At 71.9% G+C, this 18,054-nt stretch carries 12 protein-coding genes; 4 read left to right on the top strand and 8 right to left on the bottom strand.

All coding sequences use genetic code 11. The annotated features are described in order from the left end of the window. Positions 1 to 13: 13 nt before the first annotated feature. From OG199_RS05805 to OG199_RS05785, 5 genes are all read right to left on the bottom strand, one after another. A complete protein-coding gene (locus OG199_RS05805) occupies positions 14 to 2,827 on the bottom strand; it encodes an NHLP bacteriocin export ABC transporter permease/ATPase subunit (protein ID WP_405828359.1) in 2,814 nt (937 codons plus the stop codon). Between the two features lies 1 nt (position 2,828). Beyond that, a complete protein-coding gene (locus tag OG199_RS05800) occupies positions 2,829 to 5,051 on the bottom strand; it encodes an NHLP family bacteriocin export ABC transporter peptidase/permease/ATPase subunit (protein WP_356801123.1) in 2,223 nt (740 codons plus the stop codon). Beyond that, on the bottom strand, positions 5,048 to 5,857 hold the full coding sequence (locus OG199_RS05795; RefSeq protein WP_356801122.1) for a DUF2118 domain-containing protein: 810 nt from the start codon (positions 5,855 to 5,857) through the stop codon (positions 5,048 to 5,050). Before OG199_RS05795 ends, OG199_RS05800 begins: the two co-directional genes overlap by 4 nt. Positions 5,858 to 5,947: 90 nt before the next feature. Next, positions 5,948 to 6,163 (bottom strand): type A2 lantipeptide, encoded by a 216-nt coding sequence (locus OG199_RS05790; protein WP_356801121.1) that lies wholly within the window; start codon positions 6,161 to 6,163, stop codon positions 5,948 to 5,950. A 478-nt stretch (positions 6,164 to 6,641) separates the two neighbouring features. Beyond that, the gene (locus tag OG199_RS05785; RefSeq protein WP_356801120.1) at positions 6,642 to 7,055 is read right to left on the bottom strand and encodes a PaaI family thioesterase; all 414 of its coding nucleotides are present in this window, start codon (positions 7,053 to 7,055) and stop codon (positions 6,642 to 6,644) included. A gap of 195 nt (positions 7,056 to 7,250) precedes the next feature. On the opposite strand from OG199_RS05785, the gene OG199_RS05780 reads away from it, so the two are divergent. Further along, positions 7,251 to 8,588 (top strand): S1 family peptidase, encoded by a 1,338-nt coding sequence (locus OG199_RS05780; protein WP_401809011.1) that lies wholly within the window; start codon positions 7,251 to 7,253, stop codon positions 8,586 to 8,588. Between the two features lie 384 nt (positions 8,589 to 8,972). Here the strand turns inward: OG199_RS05780 and OG199_RS05775 are convergent, their stop codons facing one another. After that, on the bottom strand, positions 8,973 to 11,144 hold the full coding sequence (locus OG199_RS05775) for a SpoIIE family protein phosphatase (protein ID WP_356801118.1): 2,172 nt from the start codon (positions 11,142 to 11,144) through the stop codon (positions 8,973 to 8,975). Between the two features lie 312 nt (positions 11,145 to 11,456). On the opposite strand from OG199_RS05775, the gene OG199_RS05770 reads away from it, so the two are divergent. Further along, the gene (locus OG199_RS05770) at positions 11,457 to 13,901 is read left to right on the top strand and encodes a SpoIIE family protein phosphatase (RefSeq protein WP_356801117.1); all 2,445 of its coding nucleotides are present in this window, start codon (positions 11,457 to 11,459) and stop codon (positions 13,899 to 13,901) included. Positions 13,902 to 14,095: 194 nt separating this feature from the next. Here the strand turns inward: OG199_RS05770 and OG199_RS05765 are convergent, their stop codons facing one another. Beyond that, entirely contained in the window at positions 14,096 to 14,713 is a 618-nt protein-coding gene (locus tag OG199_RS05765; RefSeq protein ID WP_356801116.1) for a TetR/AcrR family transcriptional regulator, read from the bottom strand. 155 nt (positions 14,714 to 14,868) lie between these two features. Here OG199_RS05765 and OG199_RS05760 point away from each other — a divergent pair, with 155 nt between their 5' ends. Further along, positions 14,869 to 15,729, top strand: coding sequence for an enoyl-CoA hydratase/isomerase family protein (locus tag OG199_RS05760; protein ID WP_401809016.1), 861 nt, complete (start codon positions 14,869 to 14,871; stop codon positions 15,727 to 15,729). A 345-nt stretch (positions 15,730 to 16,074) separates the two neighbouring features. Further along, the gene (locus OG199_RS05755; protein ID WP_356801114.1) at positions 16,075 to 16,602 is read left to right on the top strand and encodes a metallophosphoesterase; all 528 of its coding nucleotides are present in this window, start codon (positions 16,075 to 16,077) and stop codon (positions 16,600 to 16,602) included. Between the two features lie 34 nt (positions 16,603 to 16,636). On the opposite strand, the gene OG199_RS05750 is transcribed toward OG199_RS05755, so the two are convergent. Then, on the bottom strand, positions 16,637 to 17,809 hold the full coding sequence (locus OG199_RS05750) for an XdhC family protein (protein ID WP_405828355.1): 1,173 nt from the start codon (positions 17,807 to 17,809) through the stop codon (positions 16,637 to 16,639). Positions 17,810 to 18,054: the final 245 nt, after the last annotated feature.

Raw genomic sequence — 18,054 nt, 5'->3', positions numbered from 1 at the left:
ATGGACCGACCCCTCACGCCAACTGCCGCCGCACCAGCTCGTGCAGCCGCCCGCCCGTGTCCGCGAGCAGCCGCGCGGGAGGCCCCTGCTGGGCGACCCGGCCGTCCTCCATCACGATCACCCGGTCCGCGTCCATGACCGTGGACAGCCGGTGCGCGATCACGACCCGGGTGGCGTTGAGCGCCCGGGTGCTCTCGATGACCGTGCGCTGGGTCTCGTTGTCCAGGGCGCTGGTGGCCTCGTCGAAGAAGAGGATGCGCGGGCGGCGGATCAGCGCCTGGGCGATCATCAGGCGCTGGCGCTGGCCGCCCGAGACCGCGCCGCTGCCGGAGACGATCGTGTGCAGCCCCATCGGCATCCGCCTGATGTCCTCGGCCAGGCCCGCCATCTCGGCCGCCGCCATCGCCTCTTCGGGGGTGTACGGCTCGGTGCCGCAGATGCAGTCCAGGACGGAGCCGGTGAACGGCTGCGCGTGCTGGAGCACGACACCGCACTGACGGCGCACGGCGGACTGGTCGAGGGCCGCGAGGTCCTGACCGTCGTACAGCACACTGCCCGAGACCGGTTTGTCGAAGCCGATGAGCAGCCTCAGCAGCGTGGACTTGCCGCAGCCGCTGGGACCGACGATCGCCACGAACTCGCCCGCCCGGATGTCGAACGACACGTCGTCGAGGACGAGCGGGCCGTCGTCGGAGTACCGGAAGGAGAGCCTGCGGGCCTCGATGGCCCCGGACAGCACGCCGGGGCGGGTGCTCGCCACCCGGACCTCCGGGGTGGCGTCGAGCACCGGCTTGATCTCCTCGAACATCGGGAGCGCTGCCGCCGCCGAGACGAAGGCGCCGGTCAGCTGGGTGACCGAGGTCAGCAGCATGGTCACGGAGGTGTTGAAGGTGAGGAAGTCCGCGGCCGACAGGGATCCGCTCGCGGGCCCGGCGAGCAGCATGAACATCAGCAGGGAGCAGAGCGGCAGATAGACCGCCCCCAGCACCGCGGTGAGGTTCTTGATGCGGCCGACCTTCCGCTGGAGTTCACGGCTGCGCGCGAACTCGCCCGCCCAGGCGGCGTACGCGTAGTTCTCCGCCGCCGCGACCCGCAGCTTGGGCAGTCCGCGCAGGGTCTGGAACGCCTGGTTGTTCAGCTTGTTGCCGAGCACGACCAGCCGGCGCTGCCATCGCACCTGCCACAGACCGAGCCCCAGGAACACGGCCGCGATGACGACGAGCATGGCAACGGCGGCCAGCGCCATGGGCACGCTGTACCAGAGCAGCAGACCCAGGTTCATCGCGCCGACCGTGCCGGCCTGCGCGAGTGTGGGCCCGACGCCCGCGAGAAGACGTCGGATCGCGCTGATACCCATGGCGGCACTGGCCAGTTCACCGGTCGAGCGCGAGGTGAAGAACTTCGTCGGCAGCCGCAGCAGCCGGTCCCACACGGCCGGTTGCAGCGTCGCCTCGATCCGTCCCTCCATCCGCAGCAGCGTGAGGTTCTGCAACAGCATGAACGCCGCCGACACCACACTGGTGATCATGATCGCCAGGCAGACCTGCACGATGAGACCGTGCTGTGCCTTCGGCACGTACTCGCCGAGCACCTTGCCGGTCGCGATCGGCACCAGGGCACCGATCGCCACGGTGACGAGACCGCTGACCGCGAGGTTGCGCAGATCGCTGCCCGTGCCCTGGAGACAGAACCGCGCCAGCCGCAACGGGCTCAGCCGGCGCTCGGGCAGCGGCCGGTAGAACATCACGGCCCGCGGCTCGAACTCGGCCGCGTTGGCCTTCTCGACCGGCGTCTCCCGCCCGGACGACGGCTGTACCGCCACATAGCCGCCGCGCCGCCACAGCAGCGCGACCGGGCTGCCCGACACCGCACGCCGGCCCACCAGCGGGCCGATGTCGTCCCGCCACCAGGGCCCGTCCAGGCGCACCGCACGACTGCGGACGCGCGAGGCCAGTGCGATCCGCTCCACCGGGTCGAGCCGGTCGCTCTCCGTGCCGCTCTGCGCCGGTTCGGCGAGCGTGATCCCGGAAGCGCGGGCGACCAGCGCGCAGGCCGCGTAGGTGGCGTCCGTGTCGGCCGACGTAGGACGCTTCGAGGGCGTCCCCATGGATGCCAGCAGGGTCCGGTCGGCCTGGGCGCGGACGGCCTCGCCCGCCTTGATGCCCGCCGCCGTCCGGTCCTCGTGACGGGCCTCCAGCTGCTCGATCCAGCGGTCCAGCGTGGCCAGCAGCCGGTACTGCTGGTCGACCATGCCCTGCCAGACACCCGAGTCCATCAGCAGGTCCGCCGCGGCCTCCGCCCCGTACAACGAGCCGTACTGCACACTTCCCGGCGGCACCTGCATCCAGAAGACGTCGTCGTCCGTGAGCGCGGCCGCGTTCTCCGTGGCCGTGGGAGCCTGGAAGAGGATGGAGAGGCTGCGGCCGACGCCGAGGGCGAGGGCGTACTCCAGCGGGCTCGATGTCGGCGGCACGTACTGGGGGTTGCCGTACTCGTCGTAGGACCAGGTCTCGGTGGGGACCGGCTGGTACAGCTCGCGCAGCACGATCCGGCGTACCGCGCAGTCCCGCAACGGCCGTCCCACCAGCGTGTGCTGGGGACCCGCGACCGGGCCGAGCAGCAGCGAGCCCGCTTCGAGGCGGCCGAGGTGGTGCCAATGGCCCTGCTGGGCCGCGTCGACCGCGAACAGGTCCAGGGCGCCCGCGACCACCAGCCACAGGACCTGCGGCCCTTCCAGGTCGAGGCGGTTGAGTCCGGCGCAGTCGACCGGCGTGCCCATCGTGCCGAGCGCGCCGAGGACGACGTCGCCCTCGTGAACCGTCGTCATCTCATCGCTCCCTGACCAGCTCGGCGTACGGACCGCCGGCCGCCACCAGGGCGTCGTGCCGCCCGCGTTCCACGATCGTGCCGTGCTGGAGCACCACGATCTCGTCGCTGTCGCGCACGGTGCTGAGCCGGTGCGCGATCACCACACAGGCGCAGCCGCGCTTGCGCAGGTTGTCGATGACGGTCTGCTCGGTCTCCGCGTCCAGCGCGCTGGTCACCTCGTCCAGGACCAGGATGCTGGGCCTGCGCACCAACGCCCTTGCGATCTCCAGCCGTTGGCGCTGACCGCCGGAGAAGTTGCGGCCGTCCTGCTCGACCCGGCTGTGGATGCCACCGGGACGGCGCACCACGACGTCGTACAGGGCGGCGTCCCGCAGCGCGGCGACGACGGCGTCGTCCGGGATCGACGGATCCCACAGCGCCACGTTGTCGCGGACCGTGCCCTCGAAGAGGAAGACGTCCTGGTCGACGAAGGAGACGGAGGCCGCGAGCGCGCCGCGCGGGATGTCCTCCAGCAGCTGCCCGTCGATGCGGATCGTGCCCTCCCAAGGGGTGTACAGGCCGGAGATCAGCCGGGACACCGTGGACTTGCCGCTCCCCGAGCCGCCCACCAGCGCCACCTGCCGCCCCGGGCCCACGGTCAGCGAGAAGCCGGTGAGCAGCGGCTTGTCGAGCGGGCTGTAGCCGAACGTGATGTTCTCCAGCTCGACATGACCGTGCAGCCTGCGGGTGGAGTCGCCGGTGCCGGAGCGGGCGTACAGCGGGTCGGCCTGGAAGTTCTCGACGTCCTTGAGGCGTGCCACGTCGGCCGCGAAGTCCTGGATGCGTCCCGCGACACCGTTGAGCCGGGTGAGGGGCGCGGTGAAGCGGGTGACGAGCGCCTGGAAGGCCACGAGCAGACCGACCGAGATGTGGCCCTCCATGGCCCGCAGGCCGCCGATCCAGAGGATCAGCGCGCTGTTGAGGGTGGCGAGCGTCGGCGCGACCACTCCCAGCCAGGCGCTCGGCACTCCGAGGCGCTGCTGTTCCTCGAGGGTGGTGGCGTGCTGCCCGGCCCACTTGCGGAAGTAGCCGTCCTCGCCGCCGGTCGCCTTCATGGTCTCGATCAACTGCAACCCGGTGTAGGCCGTGTTGGTGAGCCGGGCGCTGTCCGCGCGCAGTTTCGCCGTACGGGTCGCGCGCAGCCGGATCACCACCCGCATCGCGACCACGTTGAGCAGTGCGACACCGATACCGACCGCCGTGAGCTGCGGATCGTAGGTGTAGAGGAGGACGGCGTAGAGCACCACGACGACCGCGTCCACGCCCGCCGCCGCGAGGTCGCGGGCCAGCGTCTCGGCCACCGCGTCGTTCGACTGCAGCCGCTGCACCAGGTCGGCCGGGCTGCGCTGGGAGAAGAAGGTGACCGGCAGCCGCAGCAGATGGCGCAGGAAGCGTGCGCTGCTGAGCGTCGAGGAGATGATCCGGCCGTGCAGCAGGTTCGCCTGCTGGAGCCAGGTCAGCAGCACGGTCAGCAGGACACAGGCACCCATCGACGCGAAGAGCACGCCGAGCAGCGAGGTCTGACCGCCGATCAGGTAGGTGTCGATGTACGTCCTGCTGAGCGCGGGCACCGCCGCGCCGACCGCGACCAGCAGCAGGCTGGCCAGTACGGCCGCGGGCATCGTGCCCGACGTGCCGCGCAGCCTGGCCGGCATGGCACCGAGGATCCCGGGCCTGCGGCCGCCCTCGCGGAAGTCGGGGCCCGGCTCCATGACCAGCACCACGCCGGTGAAGCTGGTGTCGAAGTCCTCCATCGGCACGAAACGGCGGCCCTTGCCCGGGTCGTTGATGTGCACCCCGCGCCGTCCGAAACGGCGGCCCATTCCGTCGTAGACGACGTAGTGGTTGAACTCCCAGAACAGGATCGCGGGCGCCTGCACCTCGGCGAGCGCGGCCGTGTCCATCTGCATGCCCTTGGCCGTGAGGCCGTAACCGCGCGCCGCCTTGAGGAGATTGCTGGCGCGCGAGCCGTCCCGGGAGACGCCGCAGGCGATGCGCAGCTCTTCGAGGGGGATGTACCGGCCGTGGTGGCCGAGCACCATGGCGAGGGAGGCCGCGCCGCACTCCACGGCCTCCATCTGGAGCACCGTCGGCGTGCGGACGGTCCTGCGGGTGCTCTTGGGGACCGTGCGCTTCGGCGGTGCGGCGCGCCGTCTGCCCCGGGTGTCCTGCGCGGTGGTCACGGAAGCAGCCAATCGACGGGACGCTGATCGGCCAGCCGGATCGAACCCGTGGCCAGGGTCATGGAGGTCAGCGGGTACGGAGGGCCGTCCGCCGAGGACCACTTGAGTCCGCTCTTCGTACGGGACGAACGGTCGAGGGAGACCAGGACGGCCACCGGCCTGCCCTTCTTGGTGAACTGCTCGCCGAGCTGGCTGTCGCCGAGGGAGGAAGTGATCTGCTGCTGGGTCTGCACACTCCGGCCGACCGCCTTCACATGGCCGCGCAGCACCCCGTACCGCTGGGTCGGCACCGATTGGACGGTGAGGTCGACGGCGGCGTCCGCGGGAATGGTGGAGGCGCTCTCGGCGGGCACGTACACCGTCGCGTAGAGCGGATCGCGGGCGTGCGCGACCTTTTCGACCGCGGCGACGTTCGCGCCGGTGGAGATGATGGCCCCGATGGTGGCGGCGAGGGCGGTGACGCGGCCGGCGGCCACGGTACGGACGACGGACGTCTCGCCCTGGGCCGTACGGACCTTCAGCACCGGGGCGTCGGCCGCGAGCCGATCGCCCTCCTTGGCGAGGACCGCGGTGACCTGACCGGCCACGGGGCTCTGCAGGACGTAACTGCCCTGCGCGTGTGTGAGGACGGCGGGGGCACCGACCGTCGAGGCCACCGTGCCCGTCACGGCCCAGACCGACGCGGCCGCCATGACGACGACCGTCACGGACAGGACGAGCCAGCCCTGGGGGCGGGCGAAGCGCACCGGCAGGTCGAGTTCTTCGGCTGACTGCAGCTTGGCGAGGGCCTGTTGGCGGAACTGCACGGGACTTCCCTCACCTGTCGGAGAGATCTACGGCATCCGAGAGCCCCGGAACCGGGGAGTGGTTCCGGGACTCAGCGGGATGAGGCGCGATCAGAGACCGGCGACCAGGCCGGTGACCGGGGCGGTGTTCAGGCCGGTCACACCCTCGACGGTGCCGATGGCCGTGCCCACGAGGCCGGAAACCGGGGCAACGCCGTCGACCAGGCCGGTGACGGTGCCAACGGCGTTCAGCGACAGGCCGCCGGAGACGTTGTCGAGGTCCGCGTCCGAGATCTCGGCGGTGGCAACCTGGGGGGTGGAGTTCATGGGGGAACTTCCCTTCGTATGGATATTCATAAGGGGGGAGCGGCCCCCTCTGGGGACAGATGACGGCCGCCACCGCGGGGGTGCGGACCCCGTGTCCGGGAGCCCTGCGGCTCCCGTCTCCGGAAGTGTGCCGCGACCTCCGCGGTGCACGGATCAAAGCACGGTCGCGGGGCACGTATCCAATCAACCAGGGCTCCCACCTGGGAACTTGAGCGCTGCTTCGGCTCAACCGTGCAGGCTTGCGCACGTCTTTGCGGCCACTTCTTCACATGCTGCACGGCATTGTTTCGGTGCTGCCCTTGCCGCTCGGCGCGCCAATGGGACAGTCCCGTCCCAATGGCGCGCGGGGGGCGCGCGACTGTGCAGATCCGTCGCGCGCCGTGACGCGCGTGCGCATTCGATGTGCAGATTCGCTGAAGCAAGGATTCCGGCCCCGTTGGCGGACGGAGTGTCACCGGCCGTTCGCGGACGGTGGCGTTCAGCCCAGCAGGGCGTACACCGTGCTCGCGCGCGCCGCGACGTCCCGGGCGTCCCCGGCGGTCATCGTGACGTCGGCGAAGGCCATGCGGCGGCCGAGCTTGGTGAGGACCGCCTCGATCAGCACGTCCGCGTCCGTGACCGCGCGCTGGAAGCTGGTGGACTGCTGGACCGTCGTCATCGGGACGAAGGCGCCGCGCGCCGCCGACACCGCGATCACGGTCGCCGTGTCGGCGGCGGCCATCAGGGCCTGCCCCGACAGCGAACCGCCCGCGCGGGCGAGCCGGGCGGACCAGGGCAGCCGCAGCACCGCGCGGCCCTCGCCCAACTCCGTCACCGACAGGCCCAGGTCCAGCACCCAGGGAGCGAAGTGGGCGGAGAGGATCCTGTCGGCTTCGGCGAGGTTCAGTGTCATACGGGGCAGTGTTCCCCGGTCGACCGGAGGAGAGACGCGGTCACCTCGTAATCCATGCCTCTGGCCGGGCTGACTCCTGCCTTTCTCAGAGGGAGTTGAACAACCCCTGCGACTCACACGTATCAACAGGCATCCAGGCGCCCCCCAGTCAGCCGCCGGACGGTGGCATCGACCCCGTCCCCAGGAGGTCAAGAGTTGAGTCACAAAAGGATTCCCAAGCGCAAGGCCGCCATCGCCGCGGGAAGCGTCGCGGCGCTCGGAGCGGCAGCGCTGCTGCTGCCCAACGCCAACGCCTCGCAGACCGACGCGAAGGACGCCGCTCCCAAGACGCTGAAGGCCGCGGACGCCTCGGACCTCACCTCGCTTCTCGCCACCCAGCTCGGTGAGGCGTACGGAGGCGCGTACTACAACGCCGCCAAGCAGCAGGTCGTCGTCAACGTCGTCGGCGGCGACAGCAAGGTGGTCGACGCGGTCAAGAAGGCCGGCGCTGTTCCCCGCAGCGTCGACAACAGCCTCGCCGCCCTCAAGTCCGCCGCCCGGACGCTGAGGACCGACGCGACCATCCCCGGCACCGCCTGGTCCGTCGACCCGAAGACGAACCAGCTCCGGGTCACCGCCGACAGCACGGTCACAGGTGCGAACTGGAACAAGCTGACGTCGACGGTCGACTCGCTGGGTTCCGGCATGGCCACCGTCAAGAAGTCCGCGGGCACCTTCAAGACGTTCGTGGACGGCGGCGACGCCATCTTCGGCGGCGGAGCCCGCTGTTCGCTGGGCTTCAACGTCACCGCCGGCGACGGCAGTCCCGCCTTCCTGACCGCCGGTCACTGCGGGGTCGCGGCCAAGCAGTGGTCGGACGCGCAGGACGGCGCGCCGATCGCCACCGTCGACCAGGCCACCTTCCCCGGTGACGGCGACTTCTCGCTCGTCAAGTACGACGACCCGAACACCCAGGCCAACAGTGTGGTCAACGTGGGCAACGGTCAGACCGTCGCCATCAACCAGGCCGCCGACGCCGCGGTGGGCCAGCAGGTCTTCCGGATGGGCAGCACCACCGGTCTCAACGACGGCAACGTCACCGGACTCGACGCCACCGTGAACTATCCCGAGGGCACGGTCACCGGACTCATCCAGACCGACGTGTGCGCCGAGCCCGGCGACAGCGGCGGTTCGCTCTTCACCCAGGACGGCAGCGCGATAGGCCTGACCTCGGGCGGCAGCGGCGACTGCACCGCCGGCGGCGAGACCTTCTTCCAGCCGGTGACGACCGCGCTCACGGCCACCGGCGCGACGCTCGGAGCGGGTGCCGGCGCGGGTGCCGGCGGGGCGGGCGACGCGAGCGCCACCGCCGGTGCCGAGCCCAGCGACCCCGCGGCGAGCGACCCGGCGGCCGGTGACCAGTCCGGGGCCGGTGACCAGTCCGGGATGGGTGACCAGTCGGGGGCCGGCGGCGACCAGTCGGGGGCCGCGGGCGACAACCAGTCCGGCACCGGTGCGGACGACGGTTCCGGACTGGTGAGCTCGAACGGGTGACACCGCTGACGCAGAGCCACTGACCCGGCCGCGGAACAGCCGTCCCGGCCGACGGTGGGAGGTCCGGCCCTCCGGCGGGAGGGCCGGACCGCTCCGCGTCCGGGGACCGGCAGCCCCATCGGTGTGCGCCGGATGACAGCCCGTCGGTTTGTGCGCCGGATGACAGCCGGTCGGCGTGGATCGTAGGACGCCTCGGTCGGTACGGACCGTATGACGTCACGGCCGGTATGGACCGTATGACGTCACGGTCGACATGGTTCGGGTGATGCCCCGGACGGTGTGCCGCTGACACCGGTTCGGCGTGCGTCGTGTGCCGCCAGCTCGGTGCGTCGCGCGGCTCCCGGCCAGTGTCCGCCGTATGACGGATCCGGGCCCAGGGTGCTGTCACGCGTGCGTTCGCGCCCGCAGCAGGAGCAGCGCCACGTCGTCGAGCCGCTCCTGTGCCAGCGCCCCGCTCTGCCGCACCAGGCTGTCGGCCAGCTCGTCGAGCGGTTGCTCGGGGGCGTCGCCGAGCCGCTGCCCGAGGCCGGCCAGGGCGTCCTCGATGTCCACACCGGGGGACTCGATCAGCCCGTCGGTATAGAGGGCGAGCAGCGAACCGGGCAGCAGCGGGACCTCGGTCGTCTGGTACGTGGCGTCCGCGTCGATCCCCAGCAGCGGCCCGCCGGCCAGGTCGAGCACCCGCACCCGCCCGTCCGGCCGCCGCAGCAGCGGGGGCGGATGACCCGCGCGCGCCATGACCGCGACCTCACGGGCGGGATCCAGGCGCAGATAGAGGCAGCTCGCGAACAGGTCGGTGCCCAGGTCGATCAGCAGCCGGTTGGTGCTGCGCATCACCTCCTCCGGCGGCTGGCCCACGGTCGTGTACGCGCGGACTGCGGTGCGGACCTGTCCCATCAGGGCCGCCGCGGTCACGTTGTGCCCCTGGACGTCGCCGATGACCGCCGCGGCCAGGCCGTGCGAGGGCATCAGGTCGTAGAAGTCACCGCCGATCTCCATGCCCTGAGTGGCCGGCAGATAGCGTGCTGCCGCCTCGATGAAGGGCAGCGACGGCAGGGTGCGCGGCAGCAGAGCGGCCTGCAGACCGTGCGCCAGCTGGAGCTTGGTGTCGTAGAGCAGCGCCCGTTCCAGCGCCTGCGCGACGAGCCCGCTCAGACTCGTCAGCACGGCCCGTTCGTCGGTCGGGAAGGAGTGCGGCTCCGCGTAGGCGAGGACGCAGGTGCCCAGCGGACGTCCGGACGCGATCAGCGGCAGGTACGCCCATGCGGCCATGCCGTCCGACGTCGCGTTCCGGGGCGGATACAGGTGCTCCAGCTGCGCGCGTGAGTCGAAGAAGGCGGGCACCCCGCTGTTGTGGGCGTGCGTGCAGGGGGACGGCGCGCTCAGCGACAGCCCGTCGAGGTGCTCCGCGACGTGTGTGTCCGGATAACCGCGGTGGCCGAGCACGTGCAGTCGGCCGGCCCGCGAGCCGAGCAGGATCAGGGCCCTGCTCCCGACGGCGGGCGCGATCTCGTCGGCGACCAGCTGCACCACGTCCTGCACGCTCGCGGCCTGCGTGAGCGCGCCGGCGAGGCTGAGCACATGGGAGATGGTCACCAGGCGCGGGGCGTCCTCGTGCTGCGGCCCGACGCGGTTCATCTCCGCGACCGCCCTGGCCCGGGAGATGCGCACACTCAATCCGGTCGTACTCGGATAGAGCCGGAACGACAGCCAGTCACCGGGCGGCCGCAGCGCCACGAACGACGTCACGTGCTGGCTGATCAGCGCGGCGCGGTAACGGTCCTCGTAGACGGGATCGTTGAGCCAGGGCACCGACGCCCACAGCTGGGTGCCCAGCAGAGCGCTGACCGGCAGGCCGAGCATCTCGGCCGTCGCCGGGTTGGCGTAGCTGACCCGACCGTGCAGATCCAGCGCGCACAGCCCGTACGGCAGGCGCGAGACCATCCGCGCCGCCTCCACCGTGCCGAGCGTGCCGGGAACCGAGGTGGCGGACGGCGTGAGCAGATCGGGTTCCCTGCGGACCGGGCGGTGCTCCTCCGAGGCCCGCTCCAGGCGCAGCGCGAGCCGGTCGCAGGCCGCGGTGAGGTGGTCGCGCTCCCGGTCGGCGAGTTCCAGGGGGTGCGAGCCGGGCCACGTCACGAAGACGGCCCCGTACGTGGTCCGCGAGGTCGCCACGGGAAGGGCGGCGAGCGCGAACGGGTACGGCAGGACCACGGCGATCCGCGGAAAGCGGCGGGCCATCTCCTCGCCGCCGCTGACCCAGACCAGTCGCCGCTCGCGCACCGCCACGGCCACCGGGATCGGAGCGTTGAGCCCCACCCGCTCCCAGGGCGCCGCGAACGCCCGCGGCATACCGGCCATCACCGCCATCTCCAGCACGGGTTCGCCGCTCGCCAGCAGGTACACCGCGCCGGAGTGGGCATGCACCTCCTCCACCAGCGAGGCCAGCGTCAGCGAGAGCAGGGGCCGCCCGACCTGCGTCGTACGGCCGGCCGGTGCCTGCACGGACCCCCGCCAGTCGGACACGCCGACCACCTCCTCGCAGGGCCACGCCATGGCTCCCGGGGCCAGGGCGTGTGTGGCCCGTCCCGTCGGGCGGCCGGCGCCCGGCACGGCACCTCGCCGCGTGGCCGGATCACCCGGATGCGTCCCGTCCGCGGGGGGCCCTCCGCCGTGCCACGCACGGCGCCGGACACCGCCCGCCGATCCGGCACCAGGGGTCGGCCATGACCTAAGGCTCCCTCCTGGCGGCTCGCGCCGCACGGCGAGCGCCACGCGCGGCACCGCGTGCGGCTTCGGGGCTCCACCGCAGGACCGCGGGTGCCGGAACGGTCACAGGGGCTGCGCGGGGGCTCCGGAAGCGCTGTAATGACGGACGTGGTCAGTGAGCGCGCTGCGGAACGCGGAACGCGGACGTTGCGTGCCGAAATCTCCCTGAAGACCCCCACGCCGGACCTCGATCCGCGCGAACGGCTGCGTCGCGTCCTCGAACAGGCGCTCGTTTTCGCCGGTGCGACCGTCGTCGCGGTGTACTCGCCCACGAAGAGGGGCGGCGAACTGCACCTGACCGAATCGGCGGGTGTCCCCAGAACGCTCTACGGGCTGCGCGACAGCTATCTCCTCACCGGCAGTTCCCCCACGGTGGACGCGCACCGCTCGGGCCGCCCGCTGTGGCTCGGTCCGGAGGAGATCGGCCGCTGTGCCGAAGCCCGTCGGCTGCCGTCCCAGGACTTCTGGCTGGCCGTGCTGCCGCTGAAGGACGCCGGGTGCCTGGTCGCGGTCAGCGAACGCCCGGGCGGCTTCGACGGCGAGGACAGGGAATGTCTCGCCCTGATCGCCGAGGCCGCGGTCTGCCCGACGCCCGGCTCGGCGACCGCCCCCGGCGCCCTGGCCACCAGCGCCTTCGACCTCGCCATGGACACCGGGCACGTCGAGGTCGACGACGAGATGCTGGAGCTGTTCGGCCTGGACCGTGCCGAGTTCGACGGCAAGGTCGAGACCCTGCTGTCACTCACCGTCCCCGAGGACCTGCCCACCCTGATGTCCGTGGTCGAGGCGGATCACATGTCCATCGGGGAACGCGAGCTGGAGTTCCGCATCACACAGCCCTCCGGCAAGCCGAGGTGGCTGCGGCTGCGCGGCCGCATGGTGCCGGGAGGGGACGGCCGCCCGGCACGCCTGGTCGGTACCGTCGCCGACGCCTCGAAGCTCCGCTCCGGCGTCAGCGACGTGGCCCGCGTACAGCGTCTGGCCGCCGCCCTCGCCACCGCGGGCACCGTCCGGGACGTGGGCCGGGCCGTCGTGGCCGCGCTGCGGCGGCCCCTGCGGGCCGACCGGATCGCGCTCGCCGAGGTGGAGGGCGACCGCCTCGTCGTCACCGTCCTCGATCCGCCCGAACCGGCCGCGTGGCCGGAACTGTGGCGCTCCGAATGGCGCTCGGAATGGCCCGACGCGCCCGTACGCGCGATGCCGACACTCGCGGCGGCCCTCAGCGAGGGGCGTCCGGCCGTCTGGCCCGCCGGATCCCCGCTGGAACCCGCGCTCGCCGAGGTCGGCCCCGGCGGCCTCGCCATCCTGCCGCTGCCCGCCGGCGGACACATGGCCGGCGCCTGTCTGATCGGCTGGGACGCCCCGCACGACTTCGGCCCCGACGAGCGCGCCCTGCTCACCGCGTCCGCGGGCCTCGCGGGCCAGGCACTCACCCGCGCCCGCTCCTTCGACGCCGAACACGAGCTGGTCACCACGCTCCAGCGCTCCCTGCTCCCGCGCCGGCTGCCCAGGCTTCCCGGCGCGGTCGCCGTCGCCCGCTACCTGCCCACCACGGCGGGACTCGAGGTCGGCGGCGACTGGTACGACGTGATCCCGCTGCCCGACAACCACGTCGCCCTCGTCATCGGCGACGTCCAGGGCCACAACGCCCAGGCCGCCACCCTCATGGGCCAGATGCGCACGGCCCTGCGCGCCTACGCCGTCGAGGGCCACCCGCCCGACGTCGTCGTCTCGCGCGCCAACCGGCTCCTCATGGACCTGGAGACCGACCTCTTCGTCACCTGCTGCTACGTCGACCTGGACATGGAGGAGGGGTCCGCCTGGTGCGTACGTGCCGGACACCATCCGCCGGTCCTGCGTCACCCGGACGGCAGTACGGAGGTCCCCGACTCGGACGGCGGACCGCCGCTCGGCGTCGTCACGCAGGCCGAGTTCCCGATGACCCCGCTGCGGCTGCGGCTGGGCACGGTCGTCGCCCTGACCACGGACGGTCTCGTCGAGTCCGCCGAGGTCGACATCGAGGACGGCCTGAACCGGCTCGCCGGGGTGCTGGCCGCCTCCGACCCCGCGCACCTCGGGATGGTCGCCGACGGGCTGCTCACCGGCGCCAACCGCAGCGACGACGTCGCCCTTCTCCTGATGCGCTACGACGGCATGTCGCTGCGCCCGCTCCGGGAGAGCTGGACGATCTGGCGCGTCCCCGAGGCGGTCCGGCACGCCCGCCGCTTCACCCGGCGCACGCTGCGGTCCTGGGGCGTGACCGACGACAGCATGGACACCGCGCTCCTGGTCGTCTCCGAACTCGTCACCAACGCCCTCGTGCACACCGGCGGCCAGGTCAGACTCGACCTCACCCTCATCAACCGGCTGCTGCGGATCGCCGTCGCCGACTCCTCGCCCCGTACGCCCATCAAGCCCACCAGCATCGGCTGGGAGGCCACCGGCGGCCGCGGCATCCTCCTCGTCGAGGCCACGTCGGCGGCCTGGGGGAGCCTGCCGGTCAGCGGCGGCAAGCAGGTGTGGAGCGAGGTCCTCCTCGACTGAGAGGTCGCGCGGACAGGTGCTGTGGGGGCCTCGTCGGCTCCGCATGGCGCGCGTGGCACCGTCCGCTTCGGCCGGATCGACACCCCACTCCTGCATTCACGGCCGGGGCTGGCCGACGACGTGATCACCGTCGCCGGGTCGACCACTCCTTTCGGCTGCTTCGGCACCGCCTAGGAAGCCGCCGCCTCGGCCCTTTACGACGGTGCGTCCGTCTGCCGGCCTGTCGGGGTCGCGAAGGCGGCGAACGCGGCGTCCAGCAGTTTGCCGAGGTCCTCTTCGCCGTCGCTCGCACTCCATTGCCCGAGGACGATCCACAGGCATTCGAGCGCCGCGGCTACCCGAACGGTGGCGATGACCGATGAGCCGACGGTCGAGGCGGCCGTCTTCTGCAGTCGGGCGACGATCTCTGGTCGCCATTCGGCCTGCTTCTCGCGGAGGCGTGCGCACAGGGCCGGGGTCTGCTCGATGAGGCCGAGGATCGTCACGAGTTCCTGGACGTCGCGTACTAGGAACGTCACGGCTGACTCCAGGGCGTTGCGCAGCCTGCGCCAATCGTCCAGGTCGGCCCGCTCGGCATCGAGCGCGTCGGTGATGACGTCACCGACGGGGTCGAAGACGAACAGGACCACGTCCTCCTTGGTGCCGAAGTAGCGCAGGAAGGTGCTCCGCGACACCCCGGCGGCTTCGGAGAGGTCGGCGAAGGTGACCTGGTTGAAGCCCGTGAGGCAGAACTGGTTGAACGCGACGCGGGCCAGCTCTGCTCGCACCGCGTGGCGGCTGATCTCACGGGTACCGACGGGCGCTGCGCTCATGGGGACGAGTGTACTCGGACACACTCGTTTGCTTATTCGAGCACAAGTTTCTAACTTGATACTCGGTGTCAGTCGCGACGCTGAGATTCGCGACGCTGTCCCCAGCCGGCGGCCCGGTGACGTGGCCGTCCCCTACCGCGATATGGAGCCACCTCATGAGCTACGAAGACCTTCCCGCCCTGACGATCGACGTCTCGGACGGGGTCGCGACGGTGACAATCGATCACCCGCCGCTCAATCTGATGGACGCGGTCCTCCTGCCGTCACTCCGGGCATTCGTCGCGCGGGTGCGGGACGACGCCGACGTCCGCGTCATCGTCTTCGAGAGTGCTGACCCGGAGTTCTTCGTTGCGCACGGTGACATGGCCTACCTCACCGACCCTGACGCGCTGCCCGCAGCCACTCGCGCCGCGATCGCGGCTGCACCGGGCTCGGCCATCCCCGAGGGCCTGAACATCCTCCAGGCGATGAGCGAGGAGGTCCGCTCGCTGCCGCAGATCACCATCGGCAAGCTGGCGGGCTTCGCGCGCGGCGCGGGCAACGAGTTCTTCATGTACCTGGACATGCGATTCGCGGCGATCGGCAAGTCGGGGCAGGGGCAGCCGGAGTCCTTGATGGGGATCCTCCCCGGAGGCGGCGGCACGGTGAACATGACGCGCCTGGCAGGAAGGGCCCGAGCGCTGGAGCTCATCCTCGGCGCCGAACTCGTGGGCGCGGAGCTCGCGGAACGGTACGGTCTGATCAACCGGGCCCTGCCCGCTGCAGAACTCGATTCCTTCGTCGACACCCTCGCCCGACGGATCGCCGGCCTGCGGCCAGAGGTGATCCCCCTTACCAAGGCCGCGGTCGACGCGGTCGCGCAGCCGATTCCGCGTGCGGCGTACGCCGTCGAGAACGAGGGCCTGTTCGCGGCGTTCGGCGAAGAGGTCACCGAGCTCGCCCACAAGCTGCTCGCCGCTGGTATCCAGACCCGCGAGGGCGAACGGGACCACGAGCGCATCGCCAACAGCATCTGAGTGGCCAAGCGCTCGGCATCCGTGCGCAGAGGCTCCGTGGGAAGAGTTCCTCAAGCCATGGCCGGCACGCGCGTTGTCGAGTGGTCAGGTCGACCACCCTGTTTCGCCGGGCCTGTCGGGAACACGACCGGTCGAAGCGCCGGCAAGGGCGGGCAGGGGAGTGGATGGCGCAAGCAGTCGTGAGCGTGACCGCACCCCTTCCCGCGCCACCTCTGAGTCCGACCGGACCGCACCGGACCGAGGCGGGCCGGGCCGAACCCGGACTGAGCCGCACCGGGCCGAGGCGGGCCGGAGAGCCGCCCGGACGCGGCCTCGGCGCGGGGTCCGGAACGTAGGGTGGACGCCGTGCGTCTGCTCCTGATGTCCGACACCCATCTCCCCTCACGGGCCAGGGAACTGCCCCCGCGGCTGATGGCCGAACTCCCGCTGGCCGACGTCGTCGTCCACGCGGGCGACTGGGTCGACACCGCCACCCTCGACCTTCTGGAGGAACGGGCACCCAGGCTCGTCGCGGTCCACGGCAACAACGACGGCCCGGAGCTGCGCGCCCGCCTCCCCGAGGTCGCCCGTGCGGAGCTGGACGGTCTGCGCCTCGGGGTCGTGCACGAGACCGGCTCCGCCCAAGGCCGCGAGCGGCGCTGCGCCGAGCGCTACCCCGACCTCGACGTCCTGGTCTTCGGCCACAGCCACATCCCCTGGGACACCACCACCGGGACCGGTCTGCGCCTGCTGAACCCGGGCTCCCCGACGGACCGCCGGCGCCAGCCGTACTGCACCTACATGACCGCGACCGTGGCCGACGGCCGGCTCACCGACCTGACACTGCACCGGCTGCCGCCCCGGACGGGGAACCGAGCGGACGGAATCGCCTGACGGGACGGTGCGGACCGGGACAGGAGCGGTGCGCTCAAGGCGCGGCCGCCTCTCTTTCCGCAGGCGTTCCCCCCGGCGTTCCTCCCGGCGTTCCTCCCGGCGGATCGAGGCGCCTCGGATGGATCGCCCCGCCGGTCGCCGTCAGGGGTGCTCCGCTGCCGCCCCAGCGCAGAGCGACGATCTCCGCGGCGACGGACACGGCCACCTCCTCGGGCGTCCGCGCCCCGAGATCGAGACCGACCGGCGAGCGGAGCCGGGACAGCTCGTCCCGCGACACCCCGGCCTCGACGAGCCGCTTCGTCCGGTCGTCGTGGGTACGGCGGCTGCCCATCGCGCCGATGTACGCGGCCGGGCGGCGCAGCGCCTCCTCCAGCAGGGGCACGTCGAACTTCGGGTCGTGGGTGAGGACACAGATCACCGTGCGCGCGTCGGTCGCCGTCCCACGCAGATAGCGGTGCGGCCAGTCCACGACGACCTCCACGCCCGCCGGGAACCGCTTGGCCGTCGCGAAGACGGGCCGGGCGTCGCACACCGTGACGCGGTAGCCCAGGAAGTCCCCGACGCGGGCCACCGCCGCGGCGTAGTCGATCGCTCCGAAGACGAGCATGCGCGGCGGCGGGGCGAAGGACTGCTGGAAGACGGTCACGGCGTCCTCGCGGCGCTCACCGCGCGGTCCGTAGTGCCGCTGTACGGTGGCGCCCTGGGCGAGCTCGCCGCGGGCGTCGGCCGTCACGGCCGCGTCCAGGCCGGTCGAGCCCAGCGAACCGGCCACCTCGTCCGGCCACACCGCGAGGGCGGCGCCGAGCGGCGCGGGCCCCGCCAGCACCGTCGCCACGGTCACCGCGCGCCCGGCGGCCACCGACTCGGCCACCGCGCCGAAGGAGGGGTCCTCGCCGGGCGTCACCCTGCGCAGCAGCAGGCTGATCTCGCCCCCGCAGGTGAGACCGACGGCGAACGCGTCCTCGTCGCTGTACCCGAAGGTCTCCAGGCGCGCCTCGCCGGACGCCACCACCTCCCGGGCCAGCTCGAAGACGGCCCCCTCGACACAGCCTCCCGACACACTGCCCACGACCTCGTCGCCCGGCCCCACCGCCATCGCCGCTCCCGGGTCGCGGGGCGCGCTCCGGGAGACCGCGACCACCGTGGCGAGCCCGAAGGGGGAGCCCGCCGCGTACCACCGGTTCAGCGCCGGGAGGATCTCACGCATCGCTCGCTCCGCTCACCGCTCACCCGCTCATCGCAGACCGCGGCCCGTTCGAGGGCCCGTTTCTCCTCAAGGGTCCACTCCTCTCACCACCCCCGCCAGCCGTTCCGGTACGGCGGGGCCGTACCGGGCGTTGGTTGAGCGTTAATCCGTTGCCGCCGGACCCGGCCGACTGCTGCACTACGTGGGACACGTCCGCCGGGATCAAGGAGCAGCAATGCGCACACCGTTCATGTCCGCCCAGGAAG

Source organism: Streptomyces sp. NBC_01176 (genome assembly GCF_045039825.1).
Classification (GTDB): Bacteria; Actinomycetota; Actinomycetes; order Streptomycetales; family Streptomycetaceae; genus Streptomyces.
This window is presented reverse-complemented; position numbering and strand designations above follow the sequence as displayed.

What these genes read in the sequence shown, in the direction of transcription:
- OG199_RS05805 (WP_405828359.1), bottom strand. Translation starts at nt 2,827, where the DNA reads ATGACGACGGTTCACGAGGGCGACGTCGTCCTCGGCGCGCTCGGCACG.
- OG199_RS05790 (WP_356801121.1), bottom strand. Translation starts at nt 6,163, where the DNA reads ATGAACTCCACCCCCCAGGTTGCCACCGCCGAGATCTCGGACGCGGAC.
- OG199_RS05785 (WP_356801120.1), bottom strand. Translation starts at nt 7,055, where the DNA reads ATGACACTGAACCTCGCCGAAGCCGACAGGATCCTCTCCGCCCACTTC.
- OG199_RS05775 (WP_356801118.1), bottom strand. Translation starts at nt 11,144, where the DNA reads ATGGCGTGGCCCTGCGAGGAGGTGGTCGGCGTGTCCGACTGGCGGGGG.
- OG199_RS05770 (WP_356801117.1), top strand. Translation starts at nt 11,457, where the DNA reads ATGACGGACGTGGTCAGTGAGCGCGCTGCGGAACGCGGAACGCGGACG.
- OG199_RS05765 (WP_356801116.1), bottom strand. Translation starts at nt 14,713, where the DNA reads ATGAGCGCAGCGCCCGTCGGTACCCGTGAGATCAGCCGCCACGCGGTG.
- OG199_RS05760 (WP_401809016.1), top strand. Translation starts at nt 14,869, where the DNA reads ATGAGCTACGAAGACCTTCCCGCCCTGACGATCGACGTCTCGGACGGG.
- OG199_RS05750 (WP_405828355.1), bottom strand. Translation starts at nt 17,809, where the DNA reads ATGCGTGAGATCCTCCCGGCGCTGAACCGGTGGTACGCGGCGGGCTCC.